This window comes from Streptomyces sp. NPDC031466 (assembly GCF_055581265.1).
The window spans coordinates 359,003-385,994 of sequence record NZ_JBVIJT010000009.1; the positions used below are offsets into that span (position 1 = coordinate 359,003).

A 26,992-nucleotide genomic window follows, 5' to 3' on the forward strand; every position below is an offset into this window, starting at 1 on the left:
GGTCAGACGGCGACGGGGGCCGTGTCCTTGGGCGCGGGGGCGCGCCCGGTGATGGCGAGGAAGGTGTCCTGGAGGGAGGCGTCGATCGAGCCGCCGTGGCGGAGCTTGAGCGCGCTCGGCGTGCCCTCGGCGACCACGACGCCCTTGTCGACGACGACGAGCCGGTCGGAGAGCGCGTCGGCCTCGTCCAGGTAGTGCGTGGTGAGGAAGACCGTCGTGCCGTGCTCGTCGCGCAGCCGGCGCACCAGCGCCCACAGGTCGGCGCGGCTGCCCGGGTCGAGGCCGGTGGTCGGCTCGTCCAGGAAGAGCACCTCGGGCCGGTGCGTGAGACCGAGGGCGATGTCCAGGCGCCGGCGCTGGCCGCCGGAGAGCGCGCCGCAGGTGCGCTCCATCAGCTCGCCCAGGCCGAGGTCGCGCGCCAGTTCCTCGGCCCGGTCCTCGGCCCGCGCCTTGGACAGGCGGTACAGGCGTCCCTGGGTGATCAGCTCCTCGCGCACGGAGACGCTCGGGTCGACGCCGCCGGACTGCGCGACGTAACCGATGCGGCGCCGCACCCCGGCGGGGTCGGCGGCGAGGTCGCACCCGGCGACGGTGGCGGCGCCGCCGGTGGGCGCGAGCAGCGTGGTGAGCATGCGCAGCGTCGTCGTCTTGCCCGCGCCGTTCGGACCGAGGAAGCCGAGGATCTCGCCCGGCTGGACGGTCAGGTCGATGCCGCGCACGGCCTCGACGGGTCCGCTCTTCGTGCGGAAGGTCCGGGCGAGCCCGGCGGTACTGATGATTGGCATGGAGACCACAAAAACAGAGGGGCTGTAATTTTGCAATCCCCCCAAGTTTTCAGAGTGCCTAAGATGGCGGCATGGCTGAGGGGCTCAGGGAGCGCAAGAAGCGGCAGACGAAGCAGCGGATCTCGGACATCGCGACCGGGCTCTTCCTGGAGCACGGCTTCATGGCGGTGACCATCGCCGAGATCGCCGAGGCCGCCGACGTCTCGGTCAACACGGTCTACAACTACTTCCCGGCCAAGGAGGACCTCTTCCTCGACCGGGGCGCGGACGCCGTCGACCGGCTCTCCCGCTACGTGCGCGGCCGCCGCGCGGGGGAGTCCGCCGCCGACGCGGTCCTGCGCGAGCTGCGCACCGACGTCGAGAGCGCCTCACCGGCCGTCGGGCTCTTCGCCGGCTGGGCCGACTTCATGAAGGTCATCACCGAGGCACCGCCGCTGCGCTCCCGCCTCTGGGCCATCCAGCAGGAGGCCCTCGACAACCTCGCCACGACCCTCGCCGAGGAAGCCGGCGCCGCCGCCGGCGATCCCCTGCCCGCGCTCGTCGCGGGGCAGCTCTCCTGGCTCCACACCACGCTCATGAGCCGGATCGGCGACGAGATGGCCAAGGGTCGCGAGGTCGCCGAGGTCTCCCGCGAGGGGCTCGCCCTGCTGGACGAGATGGAGGACCTCCTCGGCGAGAAGGTCCTCAACTACGCGCTCCGCGCGGCCGGGTGACGCGTATCGGTGTGATGTCCGTCAGTTGAGACGTGACGCGCATCTCTTCGCCGCCACAGGCGCCCTCACGGCCGCTAATGTCCGCTGCAGAGGCTCGCGTAAACAGCGTGTGAGCCAAGCGGGACAAGCGGTAGGGGAGTCGGAGTGGCACGCAAGGTCGCCGTCATCGGAGCCGGACTCATGGGGTCGGGCATTGCTCAGGTATCCGCCCAGGCGGGCTGGGACGTCGTCCTGCGCGACGTCACCGACGAGGCGCTGACCCGGGGCACCGACGGCATCAAGGCGTCGTACGACAAGTTCGTCGGCAAGGGCAAGCTCGCCGCCGAGGACGCCGAGGCCGCGCTCGGGCGCATCACCACGACCACCGACCTGGACGCCGTCGCCGACGCGGACATCGTCGTCGAGGCCGTCTTCGAGAAGCTGGAGGTCAAGCACGACATCTTCCGCGCGCTCGACAAGCTCGTGCGCGACGACGCGGTGCTCGCCTCCAACACCTCCGCCATCCCGATCACCAAGATCGCGGCCGTGACGGAGCGCCCGGAGCGCGTCGTGGGCGCCCACTTCTTCTCGCCGGTCCCCATGATGCAGCTGTGCGAGCTGGTACGCGGCTACAAGACCAGCGACGAGACGCTCGCCCGCACCAAGGAGTTCGCCGAGTCCGTCGGCAAGACCTGCATCGTCGTCAACCGCGATGTCGCCGGCTTCGTGACGACCCGTCTGATCTCCGCGCTCGTCGTCGAGGCCGCGAAGCTCTACGAGTCGGGCGTCGCCAGCGCCGAGGACATCGACATCGCCTGCAAGCTCGGCTTCGGCCACGCCATGGGCCCGCTGGCGACCGCCGACCTCACCGGCGTCGACATCCTGCTGCACGCCACGAGCAACATCTACACGGAGTCCCAGGACGAGAAGTTCGCACCGCCCGAGCTGATGCGCCGGATGGTTGACGCCGGTGACATCGGACGCAAGAGCGGGCAGGGCTTCTACAAGCACTGAGCCGGCACCCGCGTACGCCCGCTGACGCCTCGTCCGACGATTCGTCGCCCGCTGGGTCACCCCTCGGAGTGAATTCGGTATCGGTTCGCTTACAGACGGCAACTTCCTGTCCCACGCGGCAGTCAGTTGCAGTGACATACGCAGACGACGACTCATGGATCAGACGTCACAGCAGACTCAGCACTCTCGGGGAGCGCATATGCACATCAAGGGCGACCAGGCCCAGCTGGTCGTCGGGGGGCGCCTCGACGTACGTAGCGCGGCGGACGCCCGTACGGTCCTGCACTCGGCCGTCGACGACGGGGCCGGCGACCTGGTGCTGGACCTGTCCGAACTCGACTCGTGGGACGCCACGGGGCTCGGCGTGATCATGGGCGCCCACCGGCGCGCGGGACGGTGCGGACGCAGACTAGTCCTGCGCCACGTGCCGCCCCAGATGCAGCGCCTGCTCGTCGCGACGAGACTGCACCGCATCCTCGCCATCGAGGGCGGCATCGGCGTCGAACCGCTCCCCAGGGCCTGAACCGCTCCCCAGGGCCTGAACCGCACCACAGGTCCTGAACCGCACCACAGGTCCGGAACAGAACCTCCCACGCAATCCTCACGAGACCGTGACGTCTCGGGCGGGGCGGCACCCCGCCCACTCGGAGATACTGGCCGAAGGTCTAGGGTTCCCACGCCCGCCGATGGACGAACCCGCGCGGGGGCACCGGACCAGAAGCGACAGCGCAGTGTGCACGAAGGCCGGAAGGGGCTCTGCACACCACGCATCTGGGGGGCTGGGATCATGGACCCGATGAACCGGGAACCCGAAGAGTACGGCCACGGCCACGGTGGCGACGATCACGACGACGCCGCGCGCCCGCAGCGCCCGCGCGACCCGCTGACGCCCGACCTCGCACAGCCCGCGCCCGTGCTCGCCCGCACCGTCCGGCTCGTCTCGGGCGACTTCCTGCTCACCGTCAACCCCGTCGACGGCAGCGAGATAGAGCCCTGCCCGCCCGGGGAGCGGCCCCTGCGGCCCACCCGGCGCACCGCCGCCGACCGCGAGGAACTGCGCCGCGCCGCACTGCCGCCCGTGCCGCCCGGCCCCGCGCTGCCCGCACCGCCCCTCCTGGAGCGCGAGGAAGAGCGTGAGCGCCTCGTACGGCTCCTCTCGCGCGGCCGCTCGGTGCGGCTCACCGGACCCGCCGGATCGGGCCGCACGGCGCTGCTGGGCGCCGTCGCCGACGCCTGCGCGGACCTCGCCCCCGACGGCGTCGTCCGGCTCTCCGGCCACCGCAAGACCCCCGCAGAGCTGCTCCACGACCTCTGCGCGACCGTCTACGACACACCGCTGCACCGCCCCGACCGGGCCCTGCTGCTCGACCTCGTCCGCGACATCGGCGCCGTCGTCGTCCTGGACGACCTGGAGTTCGGCGGCACCGCCCTCGACGAACTGCTCGACGCGACGCCCGAGTGCGCCTTCCTCCTCGCCGCCACGCCCGACGTCGCCGCCCCCTCCGCCGACTCCCACCTCGAAGAGGTCTTCCTCGGCGGCCTCGGCCGCGGCAGCAGCCTGGAGCTCCTGGAGCGCGCCGCCGGCCGCGTCCTCGACGACGGGGAGGCCCACCGGGCCGGCGACCTGTGGTTCGCGTCCGAGGGCCTGCCGCTGCACTTCGCCCAAGCGGGCGCCCTGCTGCGCCGACGCGACACACCGCGCGCCGACCCGCACGCCGGCGAGGAAGACGGCCACGGCGCCGAGACCCCCGACGGCGCCGAGGCCCCGCTGCCCTCGCTCGCCGACGGAGCCGCGCCCGCCGCCCCGCTCGCCGCGCGTCTCAGCCCCTCGGCCCGCGCCACCCTGAGGTTCGCCGTGGCCCTCGGCGGCGAACTGCCGCACCAGGCCCACCTGCCCGCCCTGGTCGGCGACACCCACGCCGACGCGGCCCTCGCCGAACTGGTCGGCTGCGCCCTGGTCACCCCGGTCGGCGCACGCCACCGCCTCGCCGCCGGCGTACGCGCGCAACTGGAGGGCGCCGGCTACGGCGACGACGCCGCCGAGTACGCCAGGACCGCCGCCCGGCACTACGCCTGGTGGGCAGGCCACCCCTCGGTCACCCCCGAGCGGGTCGCCGCCGAGGCGGACGCCGTGCTGGCCGCCCTGGCCGCCCTGGTCGTCGCGGAGAGCGGCACCGCGGTGCTCCTGGCCCGCACCGCCGCGCCCGCCTTCGCCGGCGCACTGCACTGGGGCGCCTGGGAACGCGCGCTGCGCTCCGGCCTCGAAGCGGCGCGCAACGCCGGGGAGGTCGCCGAAGAGGCGTACTTCCACCACGAGTTGGGGATCCTCGCGCTCTGCGGCGGGCGGCTCGACCGGGCCCGCGCCGAGCTGGAGGCCTCCATCGGGCTGCGCGGCGCCCTCGCCGACAAGCGGGGCGCGATCTCCGGGCGCCGGGCGCTCGCCCTGGTCACCGACCGCTCGGGCGGCCCACTGCCCGGGGGGCGCACGACCACGGGCGAGGAGGTGCCGGGCGCGCGCCACGAGGAATCGGCGCCGCCCCCGAGCGCAGCCCCCGCCGCGTTCGCCCTGCCCGCGCCGCCCGCACCGCCCCCCGCCTCCGCCGAGCCGGACACGCTGGTCGCGAGCAAGGCCTCGCCCGTCGTCGGCGGCCCCGCGCCCAGCCGCCGCTCCATCCTCCGGGGCTCCCGCCGCAACTTCGTCGCCGCGGGAGCCGGAGCGCTGCTCGCCGCCGTGCTCGGCACCGTCGTCACCCTCGGCGCCACGTCCGACAACGACCGCCCCGAAGACGACCGCGTACGGACGGAGCAGTCGGCGCGGGAGGACCACGACGACGGCGGCGGTGGCCTGACCGCCGACGAGCCGTGGCAGGGCTCCCCGACCCGCCCCGGCGGCCCCGGCGAGGACGGTGTCGTCGGCACCGCCGACGACCCGAAGCCCGCGGCCAGCGGCGCGCCCTCGGGCAGGCCGAGCGCGAGCGGCGAGCCGTCGGACGAGCCGACCGGCAAACCCACCGGTACACCGACCGGCAAGCCCTCGGACACGCCCACCGGCACGCCGACGGACAAGCCGACCGACAAGCCGACGGACCCGCCCACCACGGCCCGCCCCACCGACCCGACGGACCCGCCGACCACCGACGAGCCGCCGCCGGCCACGCCCTCCAGTGACTCCCCGCCCGCCTCGGCCGACACCTCGAAGCAGGCGAGCGCGTCATGACGAAGGGGCCGGGTCCCCGCAGGACCCGGCCCCTTCGTCATCTGTCACCTGTGCGGGGCGGCTGTCAGAACAGCCGCAGCTTGTCGTCCTCGATGCCGCGCAGGGCGTTGTAGTCCAGGACCGTGCAGCCGATGCCGCGGTCCGTGGCCAGGACGCGGGCCTGCGGCTTGATCTCCTGGGCGGCGAAGATGCCGCGGACGGGCGCCAGGTGCGGGTCGCGGTTGAGCAGCTCCAGGTAGCGGGTCAGCTGCTCGACGCCGTCGATCTCCCCGCGCCGCTTGATCTCCACGGCGACCGTCTGCCCGTCGGCGTCCCGGCACAGGATGTCGACGGGGCCGATCGCCGTCATGTACTCGCGGCGGATGAGCGAATATCCCGCACCGAGTGTCTCGATCCGGTCGGCGAGCAGCTCCTGGAGGTGTGCTTCCACGCCGTCCTTGATGAGGCCGGGGTCCACACCCAGTTCGTGCGAGGAGTCGTGCAGCACTTCCTCCATCGTGATGATGAGCTTCTCGCCCGCCTTGTTCACGACGGTCCACACACCGGCGTCGTCCCCTGATCCCTCCTTCAACGTGCAGGGCGGGGACATCCAGTTGAGGGGCTTGTAGGCCCTGTCGTCCGCGTGGATGGAGACGCTGCCGTCCGCCTTCACGAGGATCAGGCGGGGCGCCGAGGGGAGATGGGCGGTGAGCCGGCCCGCGTAGTCCACGGAGCATCGGGCAATGACGAGACGCATGGGGCGCAACGCTACTCGACTGAAGGCGGTGCGCGCGATTCGCCCGCCCGCGGCCCGGGGGAGCGGGGCGGGCCGCACGACTTGTCCGCCGATGAACCCTTCGATCCTGGCCGGTTATGCGTCCAATCTCCTGGTGCGCTCCCCGCGCGTTGCCTACCGTAGAAGCGGGAGGTCGCCATCCGTGCACGCTGCGTATGCGGACTCCATCCCTGTCCGTAAGCCCTCGCTCGACGGGGGTGCGAGAGGAGAACCCATGTCGCTCGACGTCTCACCGGCACTGTTGGAACAGGCCGAGCGAGGCGAGGTGGACGAAGCAGCTTTCGTCGACTGCGTCCGGACCTCCCTGCCTTACGCATGGGAGATGATCAGCTCCCTGGTGGCCCAGCTGAAGGTCGACGGCGGAGAGTTCGCCGACAACCAGACGCCGCCCCCGGACGAGCAGGCACGTGGACAGCTGCTGCGCGCGCTCGCGAGTGACGCGATTCGCGGCGCTCTGCAGCGGCACTTCGGAGTGCGTCTGGCATTCCAGAACTGCCACCGTGTGGCGGTGTTCCCGCTGGATTCCTCGGTGGACGACAGGCTTGCCCGCTTCACCTCGATCCGGGGCCAGCTGCTCAACCAGTCGCCCGAACTGCGGGACTGCTGACGCTTGTTGCTGCCGCTCCGTACGCGGGAGGTGTGTCAGTCCGGAGCGGCAGCTCCCGTCTTCGCCCGATGCCCGGCGCTCAGCCCAGCTGGGGCAGCACCTCGGCCCCGAGCCTTCGTACGTTCTCCTCGGTGGCCGCGAGGTCGCCCGAGCCCTCGACGAGCAGGGCGAAGCGCGTGATGCCCGTGCGCTCCGACGTGGCGGTCAGGCGGTCCGCGCACATCCGCGGGGTGCCGACGGGGTGCAGTCCGCAGAGCAGCTCGGTGTACGCCACCGGGTCCCGCATGGGCCGGCGGCGGCCGTCGACCGTGACATGGGCGTCCAGACCGTGCCTGAGCCAGCCCGGCATGGCCTTCTGCAAGGTCTCGGTCGCGTCGATGCGCCGGTCCGCGATCTGTGCCACGCCGGCGGAGATGTGCGCGGCGGCGGCGATCTCCTCCGGCGTATGCCCGGCGGCGCGCGCGTGCCGATTCCACAGGGCCACCATTTCGGCCTTCTCCTCGTCCCCGACGTGCATGCCGAGCAGCATCGGCAGACCGCGCTGCGCGGCCAGTCGCACACTGGACGGCGAGGTGCAGGCCAGGATCACCTCGGGGCCGCTGTCGCCCTGTCCGTTCAGCGCCTCCTGCGGGCGGGGTACGACGGCGACCTCGCGGAAGGGGAACCGCCCGCCCGTGCTCCCGACCCGCGGTTCGCCCAGCCACCTGAGCAGCAGGTCGAGGGAGTCGGGGAAGCCCTTCTCGTACGCGTCGAGGCCCGCCCCGAACACTTCCAGGTCCACCCAGGGCCCGCCCCGCCCGACGCCGAGCGAGAAACGGCCGCCGGAGGTGATGTGGAGCAGGGCGCTCTGCTCGCCGAGCGCGACCGGGTGCACGGTCGGCAGCACGCTCACGGCTGTGCCGACCCGGATCCGGCGGGTGCGCCCCAGGAGCAGCGCGGCCAGGGTCACCGCCGACGGGCAGGTGCCGTACGGCACGAAGTGGTGTTCGGCGAGCCAGACCGAGTCGAGTCCCGCCTCCTCGGCCACCTCGGCGGACCGCACCGCTCGGTGCAGCGCTTCCCCCTGCCCCTGTCCGGGGAACTGGGCGGCCAGCACAAAACTACCTACACGCATTGAACTCCTGCCTCCTTGACGCCGACGCAGGCACTCCCCACGGGCAACAACGCGTGACACGTGCCAAAGGCACGGCCTGGCAGGAAGATTGTTGGATTTTCCGCGCGGTGCGGTGGGGCCCGCGGGAGCGGTACGGGGGGAGTACCCGGTGGGACGGCGCGTAGGCTGGTCATCCTCCTGATCGCCGTACAGCCGTGAGGTGTCCTGTGTCCCCGCGTCGCAACCGCCCCAAGGGCACCGCAGAGCCGAGGGCGTCCCTGGACGCGGAGTCCTCGAGACGCTACGGCGGATTCCAGAACGCCGAGACCTGGCAGGGCGAGCAGTGGAGCGTACGCCATGTCGCGGGCGCCGCGTCGCCGGGCAAGCGGTACCGCTGCCCCGGGTGCGACCAGGAGATCCCCTCGTCCCTGGCGCACGTGGTGGCCTGGCCGGAGCACTCCGGGGTGGACGAGCGCAGGCACTGGCACAAGGCGTGCTGGAACGCGAAGGACCGCCGCACCACGCGGGTGCAGCGGTCCCGTAACGCGCCGAGGTACTAGCCGACGGCGGCGCGCCGACTACACGTCGCGCTTCTCCAGGAGGGCGAAGGCGCCGCCGAGCGCGATCGCCGTCACGACCACCAGCACCATCAGCTGGGAGGTGCCCGTGGCGCCGTCGGCGCCGTCCGCCCCGAAGATCTTCGCGAGGGAGTTGATGGCGTTGTAGTCCGTCATCTTCTCGGCCAGGGACTGCGTACTCCGCCAGATCATCAGGAACGCGGGCAGGATCGCCGGGACGAGGACGAGGCCGAGCATCGCGGTGATGGCGCCCGCGGAGTGCCGCAGCATGGAGCCCACGGCCAGCGCGAGGACCCCGAGCAGCGAGACGTACAGGCCGCCCTTGAAGACCGTGCCCGCCCAGGGCAGGTCGCCGGCGCCCGGGCCGCTGTTCATCGACGAGGCCGCGAGGCCCACCAGCAGGATGGAACCGGCGGAGACGACGAAGGCCGTCACGAAGAAGACCACGACCTTCGCGGCCAGCACCCGGTAACGCTGCGGGGACGCCGTGAACGTCGTACGGATCATGCCCGTGCCGTACTCCGACGACGTCACCAGGACGCCGAGCGTGATCAGGCAGATCTGGCCCAGCATGAGGCCGAAGAACGCCGGGATGGTGAACGGTACGTCCGCGTAGTCGTCGGGGGTGGTCTGCGCGGCGGCGGCCAGGCCGATGCCGACGACCAGGGCGACGAAGACGCCGAGCGTCCACATCGTGGAGCGGACCGACTTGATCTTCGTCCACTCGGAGGCGAGGGCGTTGCCGAGGTGCGTCTTCTTCACCGGGATCGGCGAGGTGTAGGCGTTGGCCATGGCCTGTTGCCAGGCGGAGGGCGGTGCCGGGGCGGCGGGCGGGGGAGCCGTCGGCGCGCCCAGCGGGGCGCCCTGCGGGGGAGCGCCGGCCTGGGCGTACGCCGGCTGGTGCTGCGGGGCCTGCTGCGCCTGCGGCTGCTGCTGCGGAGTCTCAGGCGTGGTCATCGGGGGGCATCCTCGTTGTCGGTGGCGCGCTTGGTCGTCTCGGGCGCGGAGGTGGGGGCGGGGGCGGCCGGCGGCTGCGGCGCGGTGGCGTAGGGGTTCGGTGCCCCGGGACCGGCCTGCGGCTGCGGCGTCGCGAAGGGGTTGCCACCCTGCTGGGGCGGCGGCGGGGGCGCGTACCAGCCGGGCTGGCCCTGGCCGGGCACCGGCAGCGGGCCCTGCGGCAGGGCGCCCGGGGGCGGCTGCTGCTGGAAGCCCGCGCGCTGGTCGACCGTCGAGCGGTAGTCGACGGCGCCCTGCGTCATCCGCATGTACGCCTCCTCCAGCGAGGCCTGGTGCGGGGACAGCTCCCACAGGCGTACGTCGGCGCCGTGGGCGAGGTCGCTGATGCGGGGGAGCGGCAGCCCGGTCACGCGCAGCGCGCCGTCCTGCTCGGGCAGGACCTGGCCGCCGGCCTCCGTCAGCACGGCCGTCAGCTTCTCGCGCTGCTGGGGGTCGGTGCCCGGCGTGCGCACCCGCGCGAAGTCGGCCGAGTTGTGCGAGATGAAGTCCTTGACGCTCATGTCGGCGAGGAGCTGGCCGCGGCCGATCACGATCAGGTGCTCGGCGGTGAGGGCCATCTCGCTCATCAGGTGCGACGAGACGAAGACCGTGCGGCCCTCGGCGGCGAGGGACTTCATCAGGTTGCGGACCCAGAGGATGCCCTCCGGGTCGAGGCCGTTGACCGGCTCGTCGAAGAGCAGCACCTGCGGGTCGCCGAGGAGCGCCGCCGCGATGCCGAGGCGCTGGCCCATGCCGAGCGAGAAGCCCTTGGAGCGCTTCTTCGCCACGTCCTGGAGTCCGACGACGCCGAGCACCTCGTCGACCCGGCGGGCCGGGATGCCGGAGAGCTGCGCGAGGCACAGCAGGTGGTTGCGGGCGTGCCGGCCGCCGTGCACGGCCTTGGCGTCGAGCAGGGCGCCGACCTGGCGGGGGGCGTTGGGGAGCTTGCGGTACGGGTAACCGCCGATCGTCACCTGCCCCGTGGTGGGTGTGTCGAGCCCGAGGATCATGCGCATCGTCGTCGACTTGCCGGAGCCGTTGGGCCCGAGGAAGCCGGTGACGGTACCGGGCCGCACCTGGAAGGAAAGGTTGTACACGGCTGTCTTGGCGCCGTAGCGCTTCGTCAGGCCGACTGCCTCGATCATTCTCCGCACCCATCGAATGGTTCAGGACGTCGGGGCACACGCCCCCGTAAGGGTTAGGAGGATAACGGGGAGCTGACGGTTCCACCCAAGAGCGGGTAAAGGGGGGAGCGGGGTTCCGGGACCCTCCCTCACGGGCCCGCCCGTTGCCCGGCACCCCCAAGGGCGCCCCCTTACGCGTCCCTCTTCCTTACGCGTCCCTCTTCTTCAGTGCCGCGTAGCCGCCGAGCAGCGCCACCACCACCCACGCCACCATGATCACGAGGCCGCCCCAGGGGCCGTAGGGGGTGTCGTCGTCGAACGGGGTCCGGACCTGCATGATCTTGCTGCCGGCCTGGTCGGGCAGGAAGCGGCCGATCTTCTTGGTGGCCGACACGTTGCCCAGGATGTTGGAGATGATGAAGAAGAACGGCATCAGGATGCCCAGCGACAGCATCGGGCTGCGCAGCATCGCCGCCACGCCCATCGAGAACATCGCGATGAGGGTCATGTAGAGCCCGCCGCCGATGACGGCCCGCAGCACCCCCGGGTCACCGATCTGCGCCTTGTACGGGCCGAGCATCGCCTGCCCGACGAAGAACGTGACGAAGCTGGTGGCCAGGCCCACCACGAGGGCCAGCAGGGTGGCCACGAGCACCTTGCCGAACAGGAACGTGCCGCGCTGGGGGACGGCCGCGAGCGAGGTGCGGATCATCCCGGTGCTGTACTCGTTGGAGACGACGAGCACCCCGAAGACGATCATCGCGAGCTGGCCGAGCGACATCCCGGCGAAGCTGATGAAGGTCGGGTCGAAGCTCAGCCTCTCCTTGGCGTCGAGGCTGTCGTAGTCGTTCTTGGACAGGATGCTGATCAGCGTGCCGAGCGCGATCGTGACGACGGCGGCGAGACCGAGCGTCCACACGGTCGAGGACACCGAGCGGATCTTCGTCCACTCCGACTTCAGTACCTGGGTCGCGGCCATCGCTCAGGCCCCCTTTCCGCGCTGCTGCCAGCCCTCGCCCCAGCCGGGTGCCGCCGGGGCCGGCGGGCTCGTGCCGGTGGGGCCGGAGTGCGCGTGGTACTCGACCGACTCCGCGGTGAGCCGCATGAATGCCTCTTCCAGTGAGGCCTGCTGAGGGCTCAGCTCATGCAGTACGAGCCCGTGGGCGGCGGCGAGTTCACCGAGCCGTTCCGACGTCGTGCCGTCCACTTCCACGCCGCCGCCGTCCGCCGCCACGGCGGTGACGCCCGCCTGGTGCAGCACGTCCAGGAGGCGTTCGTGCTCCGGGGAGCGCAGTCGTACGTACGAGCGGGAGTTCCGCCGGATGAAGTCGGACATCGACGTGTCGGCGAGGAGGCGGCCCTGGCCGATGACGACGAGGTGGTCGGCGGTCAGCGCCATCTCGCTCATCAGGTGCGAGGAGACGAAGACCGTACGCCCCTGAGCGGCAAGCGACTTCATGAGGTTGCGGATCCAGTGGATGCCCTCGGGGTCGAGGCCGTTGACCGGCTCGTCGAACATCAGGATCTCGGGGTCGCCGAGCAGCGCGCCCGCGATGCCCAGGCGCTGGCCCATGCCGAGCGAGAAGCCCTTGGCCTTCTTCCTGGCGACGGCACTCAGCCCGACGGTGTCGAGGACCTCGCCGACGCGGCCGCGCGGGATGCCGTTGCTCTGCGCGAGGCACAGCAGATGGTTGAAGGCGCTGCGCCCGCCGTGCATGGCCTTGGCGTCGAGGAGGGCGCCGATGTGCTTCAGCGGGTTCCGCAGCCGGGAGTAGTGCTCGCCGTCGATGCGGACATCACCGGCCGACGGGTTGTCGAGCCCGAGCATCATCCGCATCGTGGTGGACTTCCCCGCGCCGTTCGGACCGAGGAAACCGGTGACGATGCCGGGGGAGACGGTGAAGGTGAGGTTGTTGACGGCCACCTTCTCGCCGTACCGCTTGGTCAGCCCGTCGAGCTCGATCATGCGGCAACGCTAAAACGGCTCAAAGCCCCCTGCCACTCAGCGACGGCAGGGGGCTGTGACGAGCACGGCCTCAGCGCGTCTGCTGAGCCGGCACCCCACGGGAGATCGGCTCGTCCTCCGCGGGCGTACCCGCGGCGGCGACCGCCGCACCGGTGAGGGTGGCCAGCATCTCCCGCACATTGGTGAGCTGCGCGTTGATGGAGTCGCGCCGGTTGGTGAGCGCCGCCAGCTCCCGCTCGGATTCCGAGCGGATGCGGTCCGCCTTGGCGTTGGCGTCCGCGACGATGTCCTCGGCCTGACGCTGCGCCGTCTCCACCGTCTGCCGGGCGCGACGCTCGGCGTCGGTCCGCAGCTTCTCCGCCTCCAGGCGCAGCTGCTCCGCACGGTGCTCGATCTCCGCGAGGCGCTTTTCCGCCTTGGCCTGACGGGAGGCCAGATCGCGCTCGGACTGCTCGCGCCGCTTGGCGAGATTCGTCTCGAAGTCGGCGGCGGCCTGGGCGGCCTTGGCGCGCGTCTCCTCGAAGAGGGCGTCCGCCTCCTCCCGCTTGGACTGCGCGTCCTTCTGGGCCTCGGCCCGCAGGGTGTTCGCCTCGCCCTTGGCCTTCTCGACGATCCGGACGCCCTCGTCCTCGGCCTTCGCCTTGCGCTCGGAGGCGAACGACTCGGCGTCGTTGCGCACCTGCTGCGCCGCGGACTCGGCCAGCTCGCGGTGCTGTTCGGCCGCGCGACGGGCCTCCTCGCGCAGGTCCTTCGCCTCCTCCTCGGCGAGACGGAGGATCTTCTCGACGCGCGCCCCGAGCCCGGCGTACGACGGCTCGGCGTCGGCGACCTGGGCCTGGGCGTTCTGCGTTTCGAGGTGCAGCTCCTCGATGCGCTTTTCCAGAGCAGTGATACGGGCGAGAGCGTTGTCACGGTCGGAGACGAGCTTGGAGATACGTTCGTCCACCTGAGCGCGGTCGTACCCACGCCGCACAAGCTCGAAGCCGTAGGGGGAAGTGTCGCTCATGGGGTTCCTGTCGAATGAGACCGGTGAGGTGATAGAGGGAATCCTAGGGGTCCAGGCGGCGTGTCATCGAGCAGATGCCTGTTTGATCTGGAGAATGACACCCCTTTTGAGTGGCAAGACGTCAGAGGACTTGCCAGCGACAGGGCCGAAGGTCCTCACAAGCACGGTAGGCCCTCTTTCGCTACCCCTCTGACGTCTTGCCACCCGAACGAGTAGATCCGGCCGCGGCCGCCGCCTTGACGCCGCCCCCACCGGAGCCGCCGCCCGACGAGGACTTCGCCCCGCCCGTCGGGGCCTCAAAGGATTCCAACGCCTCCAGCACGTCCTGGACACGGGAGATCTCCGTGTTGATGTCCTCGCGGCGCCGCATCAGGACCTCCAGCTCACGCTTGCCCTCCTCGACCGTGCGCGTCGCCTCGGCCTCGGCCTCGGCCTTGATCCGCTCGGCCTCGCCGACCAGTGAGGCCTTCTTGGTCTCGGCCTCCTTCAGCAGCGCCTCGGCCTTCTTCACCGCGGCGATACGCACCTTGCCCGCCTCGGAGTCGGCGTCCGAAACCAGCTCCTTCGCCTTCGCCTGAGCCTCGGCGAGCTGCTCCTCGGCCGCCTTCACCAGCGCGTCGCAGCGCTCACCGGCGGACTTCATCGCCTCGGCCGACTCCCGGCGCGCACGCTCGTGCAGCTCCTCGATCTCGGTGGTCAGCCGGTCGCGCTGCTCCTCGGAGCGCTCCCTTATGGCGGTCGCGTCGCGCCGGGCGCCGATGAGCAACTCGTCCGCGTCCGTACGGGCCTTCTCCACCAGCATGTTGCCCTCGACCGTCGCCTGGGCGACGAGCCGCTCGGCCTCCTTGCGGGCCGCGCCGACCATCGTGTCGGCCTGCGCCTCGGCGTCCGTGGTCGCCTTCAGCGCCTTCTCCCGGGCGTCCGACGTCACCTTCTCGGCCTCGGCCGTCGCCTCCGTGATGAGCGTGTCGACCTGCTCGGCGGCCTCCTGGCGGCGCTTGTTGGCGGCCCGACGCGCCTCGTCCAGGGTGCGCTCGGCCTCCTCGCGCGCCTCGGACGTGAGCCGCTCGGCCTCCCGCGCCGCGTCCGCCTTGAGCCGCTCGGCCTCGGCGCGGATGCGCTCGGCGTGCTGCTGGGCGGAGTTGACCGACTCGGCGGCCTCCGCGCGCAACCGCTCCGCGTCGCCGGAAGCGTCCGAGATGAGCTTCTCCGCCTTGGCCACCGACTCCGCGCGGACCCGCTCGGCCTCGGCGCTCGACTCGGCCCTGAGCCGCTCGGCCTCCGCGGTCGACTCCGCCTCGAGCCGCTTCGCCCGCTCCGTCGACTCCGCGTGCAGCCGCTCGGCCTCGGCGGTCGACTCCGCCTCGAGCCGCTCCGCGCGCGCCGTCGTCTCGGCGAGCAGCCGCTCGGCCTGCGCTGTGGACTCCGCCTTGAGCCGCTCGGCCTCCGCGATCGTCTCGTTCTGCAGCAGCTCGGCCTCGCTGCGGGCCTCACCGATCAGGGTGTCGGCCTGCCCGGCCGCGTCGCTGCGGATGCGGTTGGCGTCCTCACGGGCGTCGGCCCGGGTACGGGCGGCGTCCTGCTCGGCCTGCGCGATGGTGTCGGAGGCCTCCGTGCGCACCCGCTGGGCGTGCTCCGAGGCGTCCGAGCGCATCCGCTCGGCCTCCGCGATCGCGTCCGAGACCGTACGCTCGGCCAGGGCCTTGGCTGCCTCCGAAGCCTCCGCCGCCTCGCGCCGCGTACGGCTCGCGTCCTCGGCGGCGCGCTCCCGCTCGGCGTGGGCGTCGGCGCGGACCCGGTCCGCCTCCTCCTGCGCCTCCGTCCTGGTGCGCTCCGCGGCGTGCTCCGCCGCCGAACGCAGGCCCGCGACCTCTTCCTGCGCCGCCTCGTGCAGGCCGGCGACGGAATCCCGTACGGACTGGGCCGTCTGCTCGGCGGCCGACACCATCTCCGTCGCGCGGCGGTCGGCCTCCTCGACCAGGCGCACGGCCTCGGCCTGCGCCTCCTCGACCCGCTTACGGGCGGAGGCGAGCAGCTCCTCGCTCTGCTCACGGGCCCGCTCGCGCTCCTGACCGGCCTCCGCGCGCGCCGAGCCCAGGGTCTCCTCGGCCTCGCGGCGGCGCCGGGCGGCTTCCTCCTGGGCGGCGGCCAGCTCCTCGGCGGCCTCCGCGCCCACCCGCTCGGCGGCGGCCGCGGCCTCCGCGCGCACGCGGTCGGCGGACTCCTGCGCCTCGGTCCTGAGCCGCTCGGCCTCGGCCGCGGCCTCCGAACGCAACCGGACCGCGAGGGCCTCGCCCTCCGCGCGGGCCTGCGAGGCGTCGGCGGCCGCCTCGTCGCGCAGCCGCTCCGCCTCCGCCTCGGCCTGTGCCTGGAGCGCCCGGATCCGCTCGGCGGACTCCGCCCGCAGCCGGTCCGTCTCCTCCTTGGCCTCCTTGCGCATGCGCGCGGCCTCGGAACGCGCGTCGGCCAGCGCCTGCTCGGCGGCGGCCAGACGCTCCTCGGCCTCCGTGTGCAGCCGGGTCAGCTCTTCGGCCGCCTCGGCCTGGCGGGCCGCCACGGCCCGCTCGCTCTCCTCGCGGAGCGTCCGGGCGGCCTCCTCGGCCTCGGCCCTGGTGCCGGCGGCCTGCTCGGCGGCCTCCTCGCGGTGCCGCTCGGCCTCCGCGCGGGCGCGCTCCAGGGTCTCCTCGGCCTGCGCGCGCAGGCTCGTCGCCCGCTCCTGCGCCTCGCCGCGCAGCCGCTCGCTGTCGGCGGTCGCGGCCGTACGCAGCTCCTCGGCGTCCGCCTTCGCCTTGGCGAGCAGCTCCTCGGCGGACTTCGCGGCCTCCTCGATCTCCTTGAGCGCCTCGCGCCGCGCCTCGCCCCGGATGCGCTCGCCCTCGGAGACCGCCTCGGCCCGCAGCTGCTCGGCCTCGCCGCGCAGCCTGCGCGCCTCCTCCTGCAGCTCGACGGTCTTGGCGCGGTACTCCTTGGTGTCGTCCTTCGCCGCGCCCTTGAGCTCCTCGGCGATGTCGTGCGCCTCGGCGCGCAGCCGGTCGGCCTCCGTCTCGGCCTCGGAGCGGATCCGCTCGGCCTCCTCGGTGGCGGCCCGCGTGGTCTCCTTGGCGTTCTTGGAGGCCTTGTCGAGGACCTCCTCGGCCGTCCGCGCCGCCTTGGCGAGCTGGCCCGCGGTCTCCTCGGCGGCGAGCGTGCGCGCCTTCTCGGCGGCGTCCGCGATGAGCTTCTCGGCCTGCGCTCGGGCGTCGGCGATCAGCTGCTGCGCCTCGGACTTGGCGGACTCGGCCTCCTTGGTGGCCTCGCTGACGAGCCGGGCGACCTGCTCCTTGGCGGTGCGCGTGCGCTGCTCGCCCGCGGCCTCGGCGGCCGCGAGCTGCTTGCCCGCGCTCTCCTTGGCCTCGGTCAGCAGCTTGTCGGCCTCGGCCCGCGCCTCGCGCAGCGCCGTGTCGGCGTCGGCCATGCGCTGCTCGGCGGCCCGGCTCGCCTCGGCGGCCTGCCGGCGGGCCTGCTCGGACTCGGTCGCCGTGGTGGAGCGCAGCTGCTCGGCGTGCTCGGTGGCCTCCTGGGCCTGCGTGGAGGCGGCGTTCAGCAGGCGCTCGGCGTCGGAGCGGGCCCGGCGCAAAATCGCCTCGGCCTCGGCGCGGGCGGACTCGGCGTCACTCGCCAGGCGGCGGCGGGCCTGCTCGGCGACGCGCTCGGCCTCGGCACGGGCGGCGGTCAGCGCCTGCTCGGCCTCGGCGCGCGACTCGTCGAGGAGACGGCGGGCCTGCTGCTCGGTGCGGGCCCGCAGCTGCTCGGCCCACGCCACGTTCTCGTTGACGTGCGACTCGACGGTCTGCCGGCGCTCGGCCAGCTCCTGGTCGAGCTGCTGGCGGCGGGCCACGGCCTCGGCGTGCAGCTCGGCCTGGAGCCGGGCCTGCTGCTCGGCGTGTTCCTGGAGGATGCGCTGGGTCTGCGCGCGCGCGTCGCGCAGCTCGCGCTCGGCGTCCGCGCGCAGCTGCTCGGCCTGGATCTGCGCGTTGCGCAGCAGCTGCTCGGCCTGGTAGCCGATGTCCGCGCTGTCGTAGGCAGGGCGGGACGCGAGGTTGCGGCGCGCCTCGTGCAGCTTGGCGCGCAACACCTCGACCTGGTAGCCGAGATCCTCGGCGTGCTGGACGGCTTTCTCCCGCTCGGTCCTCAGCCGGTCCATCTCGGCCTCGAACCGCGAAAGACTGTCGGTCTCAGCCCGCGAGTTCTCTTGGCGTTCGTAGCCCCGCACTGCGCGGTCCCATCCGTCCCCTGGTCGCAAGTCTCTCCAACGAGCCTCGTCCATCCGCCGAACGAGGCCCCCGGGGGAATGGTGTCAGATCAACGGCGGAGCAGGGGTCGTCGCCCCCACGCTCGCCCCCCGAAACCCGGACCCCGGCACAAGGCCGCCCAGGTTTCGGGCAGCCTGCCGCCCCGACTTCGGACGGCCGGTCACTAACCCTACCGGGCCGGATATACGGAGGTCAGTGCGTCGGTGACTCCGAGGGCGCCGAAGTGACGAGTTCGGTGAGGACTCCGTGGCAGTCCTTGGGGTGGAGGAAGGTGATCCGCGACCCCATGGAACCGATGCGCGGCTCCTCGTACAGCACCCGCACGCCCTTGTCCTTGATGGCGGCGGCGTCGCCGTCCACGTCGGCCGTGCCGAAGGCGATGTGGTGCACGCCCTCACCGTTCTTGGCCAGCCACTTGCCCACCGCCGAGTCGTCCCGCGTGGGCTCCAGGAGCTGGAGGTAGGAGGCGCCCCCGTCACTCGTCTCGTTGATCTTCAGCATGGCCTCGCGCACGCCCTGCTCTTCGTTGACCTCGGTGTGGAAGACAGTGAATCCGTACGTCTCCCGGTAGAACTCGACGGTCTTGTCGAGGTCGAAACAGGCGATCCCGATGTGGTCGATTCGCGTCAGCATGGTTCAAGTGCAGCGCTTGACGGGGTGATTACGCAACGTGCGCGCGATCACACCCACACCCCGATGACGTGCGGGGTACCGCTCAGTACATTCAGATAAACCCTCGTTAACCTCTCCTCCCAAGGGGCCGTGGCACATGTCTCGAACGTCCGGTACCACCTCAGTGATCGTCGCGGGCGCCCGCACGCCCATGGGACGCCTCCTCGGCTCCCTGAAGTCCTTCTCGGGTGCGGACCTGGGCGGCTTCGCGATCAAGGCCGCGCTGGACCGCGCGGGCATCGGCGGCGACCAGGTCCAGTACGTGATCATGGGGCAGGTGCTCCAGGCCGGGGCAGGGCAGATCCCGGCGCGCCAGGCCGCCGTCAAGGCGGGCATCCCCATGAACGTCCCCGCGCTCACCGTCAACAAGGTGTGTCTCTCGGGCCTCGACGCGATCGCGCTCGCCGACCAGCTGATCCGCGCCGGCGAGTTCGACGTCGTCGTCGCCGGCGGCCAGGAGTCGATGACCAACGCCCCGCACCTGCTCCCCGGGTCCCGCGAGGGCCACAAGTACGGCGCCATCGAGATGCTCGACTCCATGGCCCTGGACGGCCTGACCGACTCCTTCGAGGGCGTCGCGATGGGCGAGTCCACCGAGAAGCACAACGGCCGCCTCGGCATCGCCCGTCCGGAGCAGGACGAGATCGCCGCCCTCTCGCACCAGCGGGCCGCCGCCGCGCAGAAGAACGGCCTGTTCGAGGCGGAGATCACCCCGATCGAGATCCCGCAGCGCAAGGGCGACCCGGTGCTCTTCGCCAAGGACGAGGGCATCCGCCCGGAGACCACCGCCGAGTCCCTCGGCAAGCTGCGCCCGGCCTTCGCCAAGGACGGCACGATCACGGCGGGCTCCGCCTCGCAGATCTCCGACGGCGCCGCCGCGGTCGTCGTCATGTCCAAGGCCAAGGCCGAGGAGCTGGGCCTCGACTGGATCGCCGAGATCGGCGCCCACGGCAATGTGGCGGGCCCGGACAACTCCCTGCAGTCCCAGCCGTCCAACGCCATCCTGCACGCCCTGAAGAAGGAGGGCCTGGAGGTCTCCGACCTGGATCTCATCGAGATCAACGAGGCCTTCGCCGCCGTCGCGGTGCAGTCAATGAAGGACCTCGGGGTATCCACGGAAAAGGTGAACGTCAACGGCGGGGCCATCGCGCTGGGTCACCCGATCGGGATGTCCGGCGCGCGCCTGGTGCTGCACCTCGCCCTGGAGCTGAAGCGGCGCGGCGGCGGTGTGGGCGCGGCCGCCCTGTGCGGTGGCGGCGGTCAGGGCGACGCCCTCATCGTCAAGGTGGCCAAGGGCTGAGTCCCGGGATCCGCGAGATGGCCCCGGCCCCACGGGCCCGCGGCCCGGTGTCCCGTACGTAGCGAACGGAGCTGTCACATGCAGGACGTCCCCTCCCTGGTGGCGCAGGCCCGCGAGGGCCGGCCGCGGGCCGTGGCCCGGCTGATCTCACTGGTCGAGGGGGCGTCGCCGCAGCTGCGCGAAGTGATGGCGGCGCTCGCTCCGCTGGCGGGACACGCGTACGTGGTCGGGCTCACCGGGTCACCCGGTGTCGGCAAGTCGACGTCGACGTCCGCGCTCGTGAGCGCCTACCGGCGCGCCGGCAAGCGGGTCGGCGTGCTCGCGGTGGACCCCTCGTCGCCCTTCTCCGGCGGCGCGCTCCTCGGCGACCGGGTGCGCATGTCGGACCACGCCTCCGACCCCGGCGTCTACATCCGCTCCATGGCCACCCGCGGCCACCTCGGCGGCCTCGCGTGGGCCGCCCCGCAGGCGATCCGCGTGCTGGACGCGGCGGGCTGCGACGTCGTCCTGGTGGAGACCGTCGGCGTCGGCCAGTCCGAGGTCGACATCGCCTCGCAGGCGGACACCTCGGTGGTCCTCCTCGCGCCCGGCATGGGCGACGGCATCCAGGCGGCTAAGGCCGGAATCCTGGAGATCGGCGATGTATACGTCGTCAACAAGGCGGACCGCGACGGCGCGGACGCGACGGCGCGGGAGCTGAACCACATGCTCGGCCTCGGGGAGTCCCGGGGGCCCGGGGACTGGCGGCCGCCCATCGTGAAGACGGTCGCGGCGCGCGGCGAGGGCATCGACGAGGTCGTCGAGGCGCTGGAGAAGCACCGGGCGTGGATGGAGGAGCGGGGGGTGCTCGCCGAGCGGCGGGTCTCCCGTGCCGCCCGGGAGGTCGAGACGATCGCGGTCACCGCGCTGCGGGAACGGGTCGGCTCCCTGCGGGGGGACCGGCGGCTGTCCTCGCTGGCGGAGCGGATCGTGGCGGGGGAGCTCGATCCGTACGCGGCGGCGGACGAGCTGGTCGCGGGGGTCACCTCGGGGTGAGCGGGGCCGCCGCGGCGCGGCGGATGTCTTCCACTTCCACTTCCACGGCCGCCTCGCGAAAGGAGCCCGCCCCGCATCAGGTGGTCGGCGCGGAAACGCCCCGGGGGCGGTGTCCCCGGGGCGGTTGCGTGTGCCCGCGTGTCAGTCGTCCGAGCCGTCGGCGTCCTGGTCGTCACGGTCGTCGTCGTGGCGGTCCGCGGTGACCTTGCCGGTCTTCAGGTCGACGTGCCACTCGGACTCGGCACCCTTGGCGCCCGTGGTCTCGACGCCCCAGGCACCCGCCTTGCCGTCGTCGTCCAGGTCGACGGAGGTCACCTTGCCCTTGGCGGCACCGGCGCGCGCGGCGTCCTCGGCGCTGGTGGACGCGCCCTTGAGCGCGGCGTTCACCCGGGCGGCGTCGGCGGCGTCGTCGTCACCGTCGTCGTCCCGGTCGATCCAGGAGCCGAGGACCTTGCCGGTGCCCGGGTCCACCTCGACGTCGTGCCAGGTGTCGCCCTTCAGGACGTCGACGCCCCAGACCAGGGCGCCGTCCTCCTCGTCCAGTTCGGCGGAGACCGCGGTGCCGGGGGTCTTCGCGAGGGCCGCCCTGATCGCGTCGGCGGCGGTCACCTTGGCTGCCTTGGCCTCGGCGGTGTTCTCGGCCGCGTCCTCGGCGTCGTCGCGGCGGTCGTCGTCCTTGCCGTCGTCGCTCTTGTCGTCGTCCTTGCGGTCGTGGTCCGTCAGCCGGACGCTCGACCGCTTCGCGGCGCTCTCGTCGTCACCGGTGGTCGCGAGGGCGGTGGCGGTACCGCCGGTGACCAGGGCCGCGGCGGCGACGGTGGCGATGACGATGTTGCGCTTCATGGAGTTCCTCCCGAGACGGTGGGCGAGTGTGGCGGCGGCCGGGGCCGCTGCCGTTCGCTTTCGATGAGGACCAATCTGGCCGACCGACCCTGAACCGGAGCTGAAGCCGCCTGAAGAACTCTTCAGGTTCGCTCTGCCACCCTGAACGCATGCGTTTGTTGATCGTCGAGGACGAGAAGCGGCTGGCCCTGTCCCTCGCCAAGGGCCTGACCGCCGAGGGCTACGCCGTCGACGTCGTCCATGACGGCACCGACGGTCTGCACCGCGCGAGCGAGGGCGCGTACGACTTGATCATCCTCGACATCATGCTGCCCGGCATGAACGGCTACCGCGTCTGCTCGACCCTGCGCGCGGCCGGCAACGACGTGCCCATCCTGATGCTCACCGCCAAGGACGGCGAGTACGACGAGGCGGAGGGCCTGGACACCGGCGCGGACGACTACCTCACCAAGCCGTTCTCGTACGTCGTGCTGGTGGCCCGCGTGAAGGCACTGCTGCGCCGCCGGGGCAACGCGGGCCCCTCGCCGGTCCACGTCCTGGGCGACCTCAAGGTCGACACGGCCGCGCGCCGCGTCTTTCGCGGCGAGAACGAAGTCACCCTGACGGCAAAGGAGTTCGCGGTCCTGGAGCAGCTGGTGCTGCGGGCCGGGGAGGTCGTCTCCAAGGGCGACATCCTGGAGCACGTCTGGGACTTCGCGTACGAGGGGGACCCGAACATCGTCGAGGTGTATGTGAGCACGCTGCGCCGCAAGCTGGGCGCGCGCCTCATTACGACGGTGCGCGGCGCCGGTTACCGCCTGGAGGCCCCGCGATGAGACGGCTCTTCGGCTCCGTGCGTGCCCGCGCCACGCTGGGCGCGAGCCTGGTCGTCGCCCTCGCGCTGGTGGCGGCGGGCGCCGCCGTGCTCTTCTCGCTGCGCGCCAACCTCACCGGCCAGGCGGACGGCCGGGCGGAGGCCGCCGCCCGCGAGGTCGCCGCGCAACTCGTGGCCGGCCGCCCCTACGGCGATCTCGACCTGCCGGACGCCGACGAGTCACCGGTCCAAGTGGTCGACGAGGACGGCAAGGTGGTGGCGGCCAGTGAGGATGTGGAGCGGATCAGCGGCACCGGGACCGACGCGGTCGGGCCCAGCCCCGCGACCCGCCCGGCCGACAGCGGCGGGGAGAAGCCGCAGCCGGGGGAGAGGGGTGAGCCGGGGGAGACAGGTGAGCCGGGGGAGACGGGTGAGATCGACGACGACGCCGAGTACACCGACGGCTCCGCGACCGTCGACGGCGAGAGCGCCGACTACCGCTTCGCCGCCGTCGAGGTGAGCACGCCGGCCAGGGGCGACCTCACCGTCTACGCCGGTGGCTCGCTCACCGACGAGCGCAGCGCCGTGTCGACGGCGCTGACGTCCATGTTGATCGGCTTCCCCCTGCTGCTCGCCGTCGTCGCGGGCGTCACCTGGCTGGTGACGCGCCGCGCGCTGCGCCCGGTGGCCGCCATCACCGCGGAGATGTCCGCGATCACCGCGTCGGAGGATCTCGCGCGCCGCGTGCCCGAACCGGGCACGCACGACGAGATCGCCCGGCTCGCCCGCACCACGAACGAGACGCTCACCGCTCTACAGACGTCCGTGGAGCGCCAGCGGCGCTTCGTGGCGGACGCCTCGCACGAACTGCGCAGCCCCATCGCCTCGCTCCGCACGCAGCTCGAAGTGGGCGCCGCGCATCCGGAGTTGCTGGATGTCGACGGCGCCGTCGAGGACACCGTGCGGCTCCAGCAACTCGCCGCCGACCTGCTCCTGCTCGCCCGGCTCGACGCGGGCGAGCGGCCCGGCGGGGCCCGGGTCGAGCTGGCGGCCTTCGTGCGCGAGGAGCTTTCGCAGCGCACGGGCGACCCCCTCGACGTGGAGCTGGACCTCGGGAGCGTGGAGGTGACGGGCTCCCGCAACCAGTTGGCGCGGGTGCTCGGCAACCTCCTGGACAACGCGCGGCGGCACGCCCGCTCCCGGGTCACGGTCACCACCCGCGCCGAGGGTGCGTGGGCGGTCCTTCAGGTGTCCGATGACGGCAGCGGCGTGCCCCCGGACGAGCGGGAGCGGATCTTCGAGCGGTTCGTACGGCTTGACGACGCGCGGACCCGCGACGAGGGCGGGGCCGGTCTGGGCCTCGCGATCGTGCGGGATGTGGCGGCGCGGCACGGCGGCACGCTCAGGGTGGAGCGGGCGCCGTCGGGGGGTGCGCTCTTCGAGCTCCGGCTGCCGAGCCCTCAGGCGTCGGCGGATTGAGCGACGGAACGGCCGGGCGGAGCGGAGCGGGTCAGGGCTTGCCGCGCTGGGAGCGCAGGTGTTCCGCGATCGGGGTCAGGGCCTTGTGCAGCTCGCCGAGGGCCTCGGGGGAGACCAGGTCGACGAAGTGCCGCCGGACGGAGGCGACGTGGTGCGGGGCCACCTTCCGCATGGTCTCCATGCCCTCCTGGGTGAGGACGGTGTAGAGGCCGCGCCGGTCGGACTCGCAGTTCTCGCGGCGCACCAGGCCCGCGTTCTCCATGCGGGTGATCTGGTGGGACAGGCGGCTCTTGGACTGCAGGGTGGCGCTGGCGAGATCGCTCATGCGCATCCGCAGGTCTTCCGATTCTGAGAGATGCACGAGAATGTCGTAGTCGTTCATGGTCAGGTTGAACGGCTGAAGGTCCTTTTCGAGCTGATATGTCAGCATCCGGTTGACCTCCACGTGGGTGCGCCAGGCGCACTGTTCCTCGTCGGTCAGCCACTGCGGGGCCGTCTCGGTCTCCATGGAATCGATTCTACCTAAGAAGTTGAAAGGTGAACGAATGGTGGGATGTGACGCGCCTCGCATCCCCTGGTCACGGGGAGGGGCACAGGCGTTCGCCGTCACACTCCGCAGACTACCGCTCACAGCCCGAAGCGACGCTGGAGGTCCCCCAGTTGTCCGGGAAGACGCGGTGCGCCCGGCTGAGGGCCCGGTTGGATGGGAGCGCTCCTCCCTCCGGGCACCCCCGCCTGGTCCGGGACCCCTCCTGTGACCTGCTCGGGCACGAGTGCCTCGCTGGACTGGAGCAGCACCGTCCCGGCGCCCACGAACTCGAATTGATGCTCCTCCCCGGAGGTGCCACCGATGCCGGTCAGTGCCCGCACGCCCCCGATCACCCCCGTGAGGTATCCGTGGTCGTAGTGATGACACGGTGAAGGGCAGTCGGCCCAGCCCACGAGGGCCTGTGGATCGACCCGGATCGGCGGCTCCATGAACACCACCGGACCATTCGAGGCGGCCACGAACTTCCCGGTCCCGATGAGCGTCAGAAAGCCCGGAACGATCGATTGCTTCAGCGCGAGAGTTGGCTGAAAAGCGAGGAGGTTGCCCGAGCGAATGGTCAGGTTGCCCTCATTCAAGTCATACGAATTCACGTCGAAGGCCCGGTCGGCGAGGAGCATCTTGCCCTGGCCGTCCGCCACGACCCAGTCACTTGCGTGCAGCGGCGAATGAAAACTGGTCCGGACCAGCCGGTCGAGCCGGCCGTGCCCGATGCCGTTGAAGTCGATCCGCCCGTAGTAGGCGATCATCTTCCCCTTCTGCAGGAACCACTGGCTTCCCTTGAGCTCCACGCAGAAGGTGTACGCGTTGACGTTGTCGTCGCTCGGCAGCGTCGTGGGGTCGAAGACCGTGGGCTCGCCCGCCGGGGTCGAGACATTGACGTTCACAGCTTCTCCTCCGAGGCCTGGACGTACACCGCGCCGCTGCCCGACAGCTCCAGCTGGAACGCCTCTCCGGAGCCGCGGCCCACCATGTCGCGCCAGCCGAGCGCCGTGGAGAGCTTGTTGCGCACGTCGCCGTGGTGCGCGACATACGCCTGGGGGTCGACGTGGACCGGGCGCTGCGGGCTGATCGGCACCTCGATCACCCCGCCGTGCGCCATGACGGCGACCTGGCCGTGCCCCTTCAGGGTCGTGGTGAACAGGCCCTGGCCGGTGACCTGGCCGCGGACCATGCCCATGACGCCGCCCTGGGAGCCCATGAACATGGTGCCCTGCTGAAGCGTGCCGTCGAAGGCGAGCAGCCGGTCCGCCTCCACGTACAGCGTGTCCCCGGTGAGGCCGATCACCTGGATGTGGTGGCCGCCGTGCCCGAAGAGGACGGTGCCGCTGCCGTCCACGGTCATCAACGGCGTCGCCTCGCCCGCGACCCGGCGCCCGATCATGGACGCCAGACCGCCCTGACCGCCCTGGAGGTTGGGCGTGAAAGAGACATCTCCCCGGTAGGCGAGCATGGCGCCGCGCTGGCTGAAGATCTTGGCGCCCGGCCGCACCGTCGCCTCGACCATCTTGGAATTGATCTCCCGGAAGGGCATGTCAGACGTCCCCCGCGATCGTCGTGCGCTCACTGGGCTGGACGTAGACCAGGCCTTCGCCCTCGAAGCGGATCTGGAAGGCCTCGCCGCCGCCCTCGCCCATGAAGGTGCGGAAGGTGACCCCGGACTGGAAGCTCTGGCGCACGTCGCCCTGGTGCGCGATGTACGCCCCCGGGTCGACGGTGAGCGGATACTCCCGCGAGACGCGCAGCACCACGGCGGGCCCGTCGGAGACGATCGCCGCCTGGCCCGTGCCCTCGACGGTGGTCGTGAACAGGCCGTTGCCCTGCGTCGCGCCGCGCAGGCCCGTGAAGCTGGTGCCCGTGCGCAGGCCGGCGTCGGTGCACAGCAGATTGCCCGCCTCGACGTACAGCTTCTCGCCGCGCAGCCGCACCAGGTTGATCTCGGTGGCCCGGTCGGCGAACCAGCACGTGCCGTGCCCCTTCACCTCCATCACCGTCATCTGCTCGCCGGTGACGCGGCGCGTCACCATGCCGCGTATGCCCTCGCCGCCGCCGGACAGCTTTTTGAAGGCCATCTGGCCGTCATGGGCGACCATCGAGCCGTTCTTCGCCTTCACCGCGTCGCCGGTCATGTCGACGGCGAGCACTCTGCTCCCCTGGAGCCGGAATGTAGCCACGAAT

Annotated in this window: 25 protein-coding genes; 10 read left to right on the top strand and 15 right to left on the bottom strand. The window is 72.0% G+C overall.

Annotation, left to right across the window (positions count from 1 at the left end; all coding sequences use genetic code 11):
• Nucleotides 1-2 precede the first annotated feature (2 nt).
• A complete protein-coding gene (locus ACZ5GP_RS24150; RefSeq protein ID WP_468752791.1) occupies nucleotides 3-785 on the bottom strand; it encodes an ABC transporter ATP-binding protein in 783 nt (260 codons plus the stop codon).
• Between the two features lie 71 nt (nucleotides 786-856).
• On the opposite strand from ACZ5GP_RS24150, the gene ACZ5GP_RS24155 reads away from it, so the two are divergent.
• From ACZ5GP_RS24155 to ACZ5GP_RS24170, 4 genes are all read left to right on the top strand, one after another.
• On the top strand, nucleotides 857-1,498 hold the full coding sequence (locus ACZ5GP_RS24155; RefSeq protein ID WP_468752792.1) for a TetR/AcrR family transcriptional regulator: 642 nt from the start codon (nucleotides 857-859) through the stop codon (nucleotides 1,496-1,498).
• A 144-nt stretch (nucleotides 1,499-1,642) separates the two neighbouring features.
• Complete coding sequence (locus ACZ5GP_RS24160) at nucleotides 1,643-2,491, top strand: 3-hydroxyacyl-CoA dehydrogenase family protein (protein WP_468752793.1); 849 nt, start codon at nucleotides 1,643-1,645, stop codon at nucleotides 2,489-2,491.
• A 199-nt stretch (nucleotides 2,492-2,690) separates the two neighbouring features.
• The gene (locus tag ACZ5GP_RS24165; protein WP_358585142.1) at nucleotides 2,691-3,014 is read left to right on the top strand and encodes an STAS domain-containing protein; all 324 of its coding nucleotides are present in this window, start codon (nucleotides 2,691-2,693) and stop codon (nucleotides 3,012-3,014) included.
• Nucleotides 3,015-3,278: 264 nt separating this feature from the next.
• Nucleotides 3,279-5,708: an ATP-binding protein gene (locus ACZ5GP_RS24170; RefSeq protein ID WP_468752794.1), complete on the top strand. Its 2,430-nt coding sequence runs from the start codon at nucleotides 3,279-3,281 to the stop codon at nucleotides 5,706-5,708.
• Between the two features lie 64 nt (nucleotides 5,709-5,772).
• On the opposite strand, the gene nucS is transcribed toward ACZ5GP_RS24170, so the two are convergent.
• Nucleotides 5,773-6,444 (bottom strand): endonuclease NucS, encoded by a 672-nt coding sequence (nucS, locus tag ACZ5GP_RS24175; protein ID WP_468752795.1) that lies wholly within the window; start codon nucleotides 6,442-6,444, stop codon nucleotides 5,773-5,775.
• A gap of 253 nt (nucleotides 6,445-6,697) precedes the next feature.
• Between nucS and ACZ5GP_RS24180 the strand changes: the two genes are divergently transcribed.
• A complete protein-coding gene (locus tag ACZ5GP_RS24180; protein WP_030789356.1) occupies nucleotides 6,698-7,090 on the top strand; it encodes an SCO5389 family protein in 393 nt (130 codons plus the stop codon).
• A gap of 79 nt (nucleotides 7,091-7,169) precedes the next feature.
• Here ACZ5GP_RS24180 and ACZ5GP_RS24185 read toward each other — a convergent pair whose 3' ends face one another.
• The gene (locus ACZ5GP_RS24185; RefSeq protein ID WP_468752796.1) at nucleotides 7,170-8,204 is read right to left on the bottom strand and encodes an LLM class flavin-dependent oxidoreductase; all 1,035 of its coding nucleotides are present in this window, start codon (nucleotides 8,202-8,204) and stop codon (nucleotides 7,170-7,172) included.
• 206 nt (nucleotides 8,205-8,410) lie between these two features.
• Between ACZ5GP_RS24185 and ACZ5GP_RS24190 the strand changes: the two genes are divergently transcribed.
• A complete protein-coding gene (locus tag ACZ5GP_RS24190; protein WP_468752797.1) occupies nucleotides 8,411-8,743 on the top strand; it encodes an ATP/GTP-binding protein in 333 nt (110 codons plus the stop codon).
• An 18-nt stretch (nucleotides 8,744-8,761) separates the two neighbouring features.
• Here ACZ5GP_RS24190 and ACZ5GP_RS24195 read toward each other — a convergent pair whose 3' ends face one another.
• The 7 genes from ACZ5GP_RS24195 to mce all read right to left on the bottom strand — a co-directional run bounded on the left by ACZ5GP_RS24195 (nucleotide 8,762) and on the right by mce (nucleotide 18,778).
• Nucleotides 8,762-9,553 (bottom strand): ABC transporter permease, encoded by a 792-nt coding sequence (locus ACZ5GP_RS24195; protein WP_468752880.1) that lies wholly within the window; start codon nucleotides 9,551-9,553, stop codon nucleotides 8,762-8,764.
• A gap of 161 nt (nucleotides 9,554-9,714) precedes the next feature.
• On the bottom strand, nucleotides 9,715-10,902 hold the full coding sequence (locus ACZ5GP_RS24200; RefSeq protein ID WP_468752798.1) for an ABC transporter ATP-binding protein: 1,188 nt from the start codon (nucleotides 10,900-10,902) through the stop codon (nucleotides 9,715-9,717).
• 187 nt (nucleotides 10,903-11,089) lie between these two features.
• Nucleotides 11,090-11,860 carry an ABC transporter permease gene (locus ACZ5GP_RS24205; protein ID WP_468752799.1) on the bottom strand — a complete coding sequence of 257 codons (771 nt, stop codon included), beginning with the start codon at nucleotides 11,858-11,860 and terminating at the stop codon, nucleotides 11,090-11,092.
• Between the two features lie 3 nt (nucleotides 11,861-11,863).
• Nucleotides 11,864-12,847, bottom strand: a complete 984-nt coding sequence (locus tag ACZ5GP_RS24210) for an ABC transporter ATP-binding protein (RefSeq protein ID WP_468752800.1) — start codon at nucleotides 12,845-12,847, stop codon at nucleotides 11,864-11,866.
• A gap of 70 nt (nucleotides 12,848-12,917) precedes the next feature.
• Complete coding sequence (locus ACZ5GP_RS24215; RefSeq protein ID WP_468752801.1) at nucleotides 12,918-13,853, bottom strand: cellulose-binding protein; 936 nt, start codon at nucleotides 13,851-13,853, stop codon at nucleotides 12,918-12,920.
• 181 nt (nucleotides 13,854-14,034) lie between these two features.
• Nucleotides 14,035-18,105, bottom strand: a complete 4,071-nt coding sequence (gene scy, locus ACZ5GP_RS24220) for a polarized growth protein Scy (protein WP_468752802.1) — start codon at nucleotides 18,103-18,105, stop codon at nucleotides 14,035-14,037.
• Nucleotides 18,106-18,337: 232 nt separating this feature from the next.
• Entirely contained in the window at nucleotides 18,338-18,778 is a 441-nt protein-coding gene (gene mce / locus ACZ5GP_RS24225) for a methylmalonyl-CoA epimerase (protein WP_468752803.1), read from the bottom strand.
• Nucleotides 18,779-18,914: 136 nt separating this feature from the next.
• On the opposite strand from mce, the gene ACZ5GP_RS24230 reads away from it, so the two are divergent.
• Nucleotides 18,915-20,117, top strand: coding sequence for an acetyl-CoA C-acetyltransferase (locus tag ACZ5GP_RS24230; protein ID WP_358590049.1), 1,203 nt, complete (start codon nucleotides 18,915-18,917; stop codon nucleotides 20,115-20,117).
• 78 nt (nucleotides 20,118-20,195) lie between these two features.
• Nucleotides 20,196-21,152, top strand: a complete 957-nt coding sequence (gene meaB, locus ACZ5GP_RS24235) for a methylmalonyl Co-A mutase-associated GTPase MeaB (RefSeq protein WP_358590051.1) — start codon at nucleotides 20,196-20,198, stop codon at nucleotides 21,150-21,152.
• A 141-nt stretch (nucleotides 21,153-21,293) separates the two neighbouring features.
• On the opposite strand, the gene ACZ5GP_RS24240 is transcribed toward meaB, so the two are convergent.
• Nucleotides 21,294-21,995 (bottom strand): PepSY domain-containing protein, encoded by a 702-nt coding sequence (locus tag ACZ5GP_RS24240; RefSeq protein ID WP_468752804.1) that lies wholly within the window; start codon nucleotides 21,993-21,995, stop codon nucleotides 21,294-21,296.
• A gap of 149 nt (nucleotides 21,996-22,144) precedes the next feature.
• On the opposite strand from ACZ5GP_RS24240, the gene ACZ5GP_RS24245 reads away from it, so the two are divergent.
• Both ACZ5GP_RS24245 and ACZ5GP_RS24250 read left to right on the top strand, forming a co-directional pair.
• On the top strand, nucleotides 22,145-22,810 hold the full coding sequence (locus ACZ5GP_RS24245) for a response regulator transcription factor (protein ID WP_468752805.1): 666 nt from the start codon (nucleotides 22,145-22,147) through the stop codon (nucleotides 22,808-22,810).
• Nucleotides 22,807-24,267 carry a sensor histidine kinase gene (locus tag ACZ5GP_RS24250; RefSeq protein WP_468752806.1) on the top strand — a complete coding sequence of 487 codons (1,461 nt, stop codon included), beginning with the start codon at nucleotides 22,807-22,809 and terminating at the stop codon, nucleotides 24,265-24,267. The genes ACZ5GP_RS24245 and ACZ5GP_RS24250 overlap by 4 nt, the downstream gene beginning before the upstream one ends.
• A 31-nt stretch (nucleotides 24,268-24,298) precedes the next feature.
• Here the strand turns inward: ACZ5GP_RS24250 and ACZ5GP_RS24255 are convergent, their stop codons facing one another.
• The 4 genes from ACZ5GP_RS24255 to ACZ5GP_RS24270 form a co-directional block, all read right to left on the bottom strand.
• On the bottom strand, nucleotides 24,299-24,775 hold the full coding sequence (locus ACZ5GP_RS24255) for a MarR family winged helix-turn-helix transcriptional regulator (protein ID WP_468752807.1): 477 nt from the start codon (nucleotides 24,773-24,775) through the stop codon (nucleotides 24,299-24,301).
• Between the two features lie 119 nt (nucleotides 24,776-24,894).
• A complete protein-coding gene (locus tag ACZ5GP_RS24260; protein WP_468752808.1) occupies nucleotides 24,895-25,701 on the bottom strand; it encodes an AIM24 family protein in 807 nt (268 codons plus the stop codon).
• The gene (locus tag ACZ5GP_RS24265) at nucleotides 25,698-26,348 is read right to left on the bottom strand and encodes an AIM24 family protein (RefSeq protein ID WP_468752809.1); all 651 of its coding nucleotides are present in this window, start codon (nucleotides 26,346-26,348) and stop codon (nucleotides 25,698-25,700) included. The genes ACZ5GP_RS24260 and ACZ5GP_RS24265 overlap by 4 nt, the downstream gene beginning before the upstream one ends.
• Nucleotide 26,349: 1 nt before the next feature.
• Nucleotides 26,350-26,988 (bottom strand): AIM24 family protein, encoded by a 639-nt coding sequence (locus tag ACZ5GP_RS24270; protein WP_468752810.1) that lies wholly within the window; start codon nucleotides 26,986-26,988, stop codon nucleotides 26,350-26,352.
• Nucleotides 26,989-26,992: the final 4 nt, after the last annotated feature.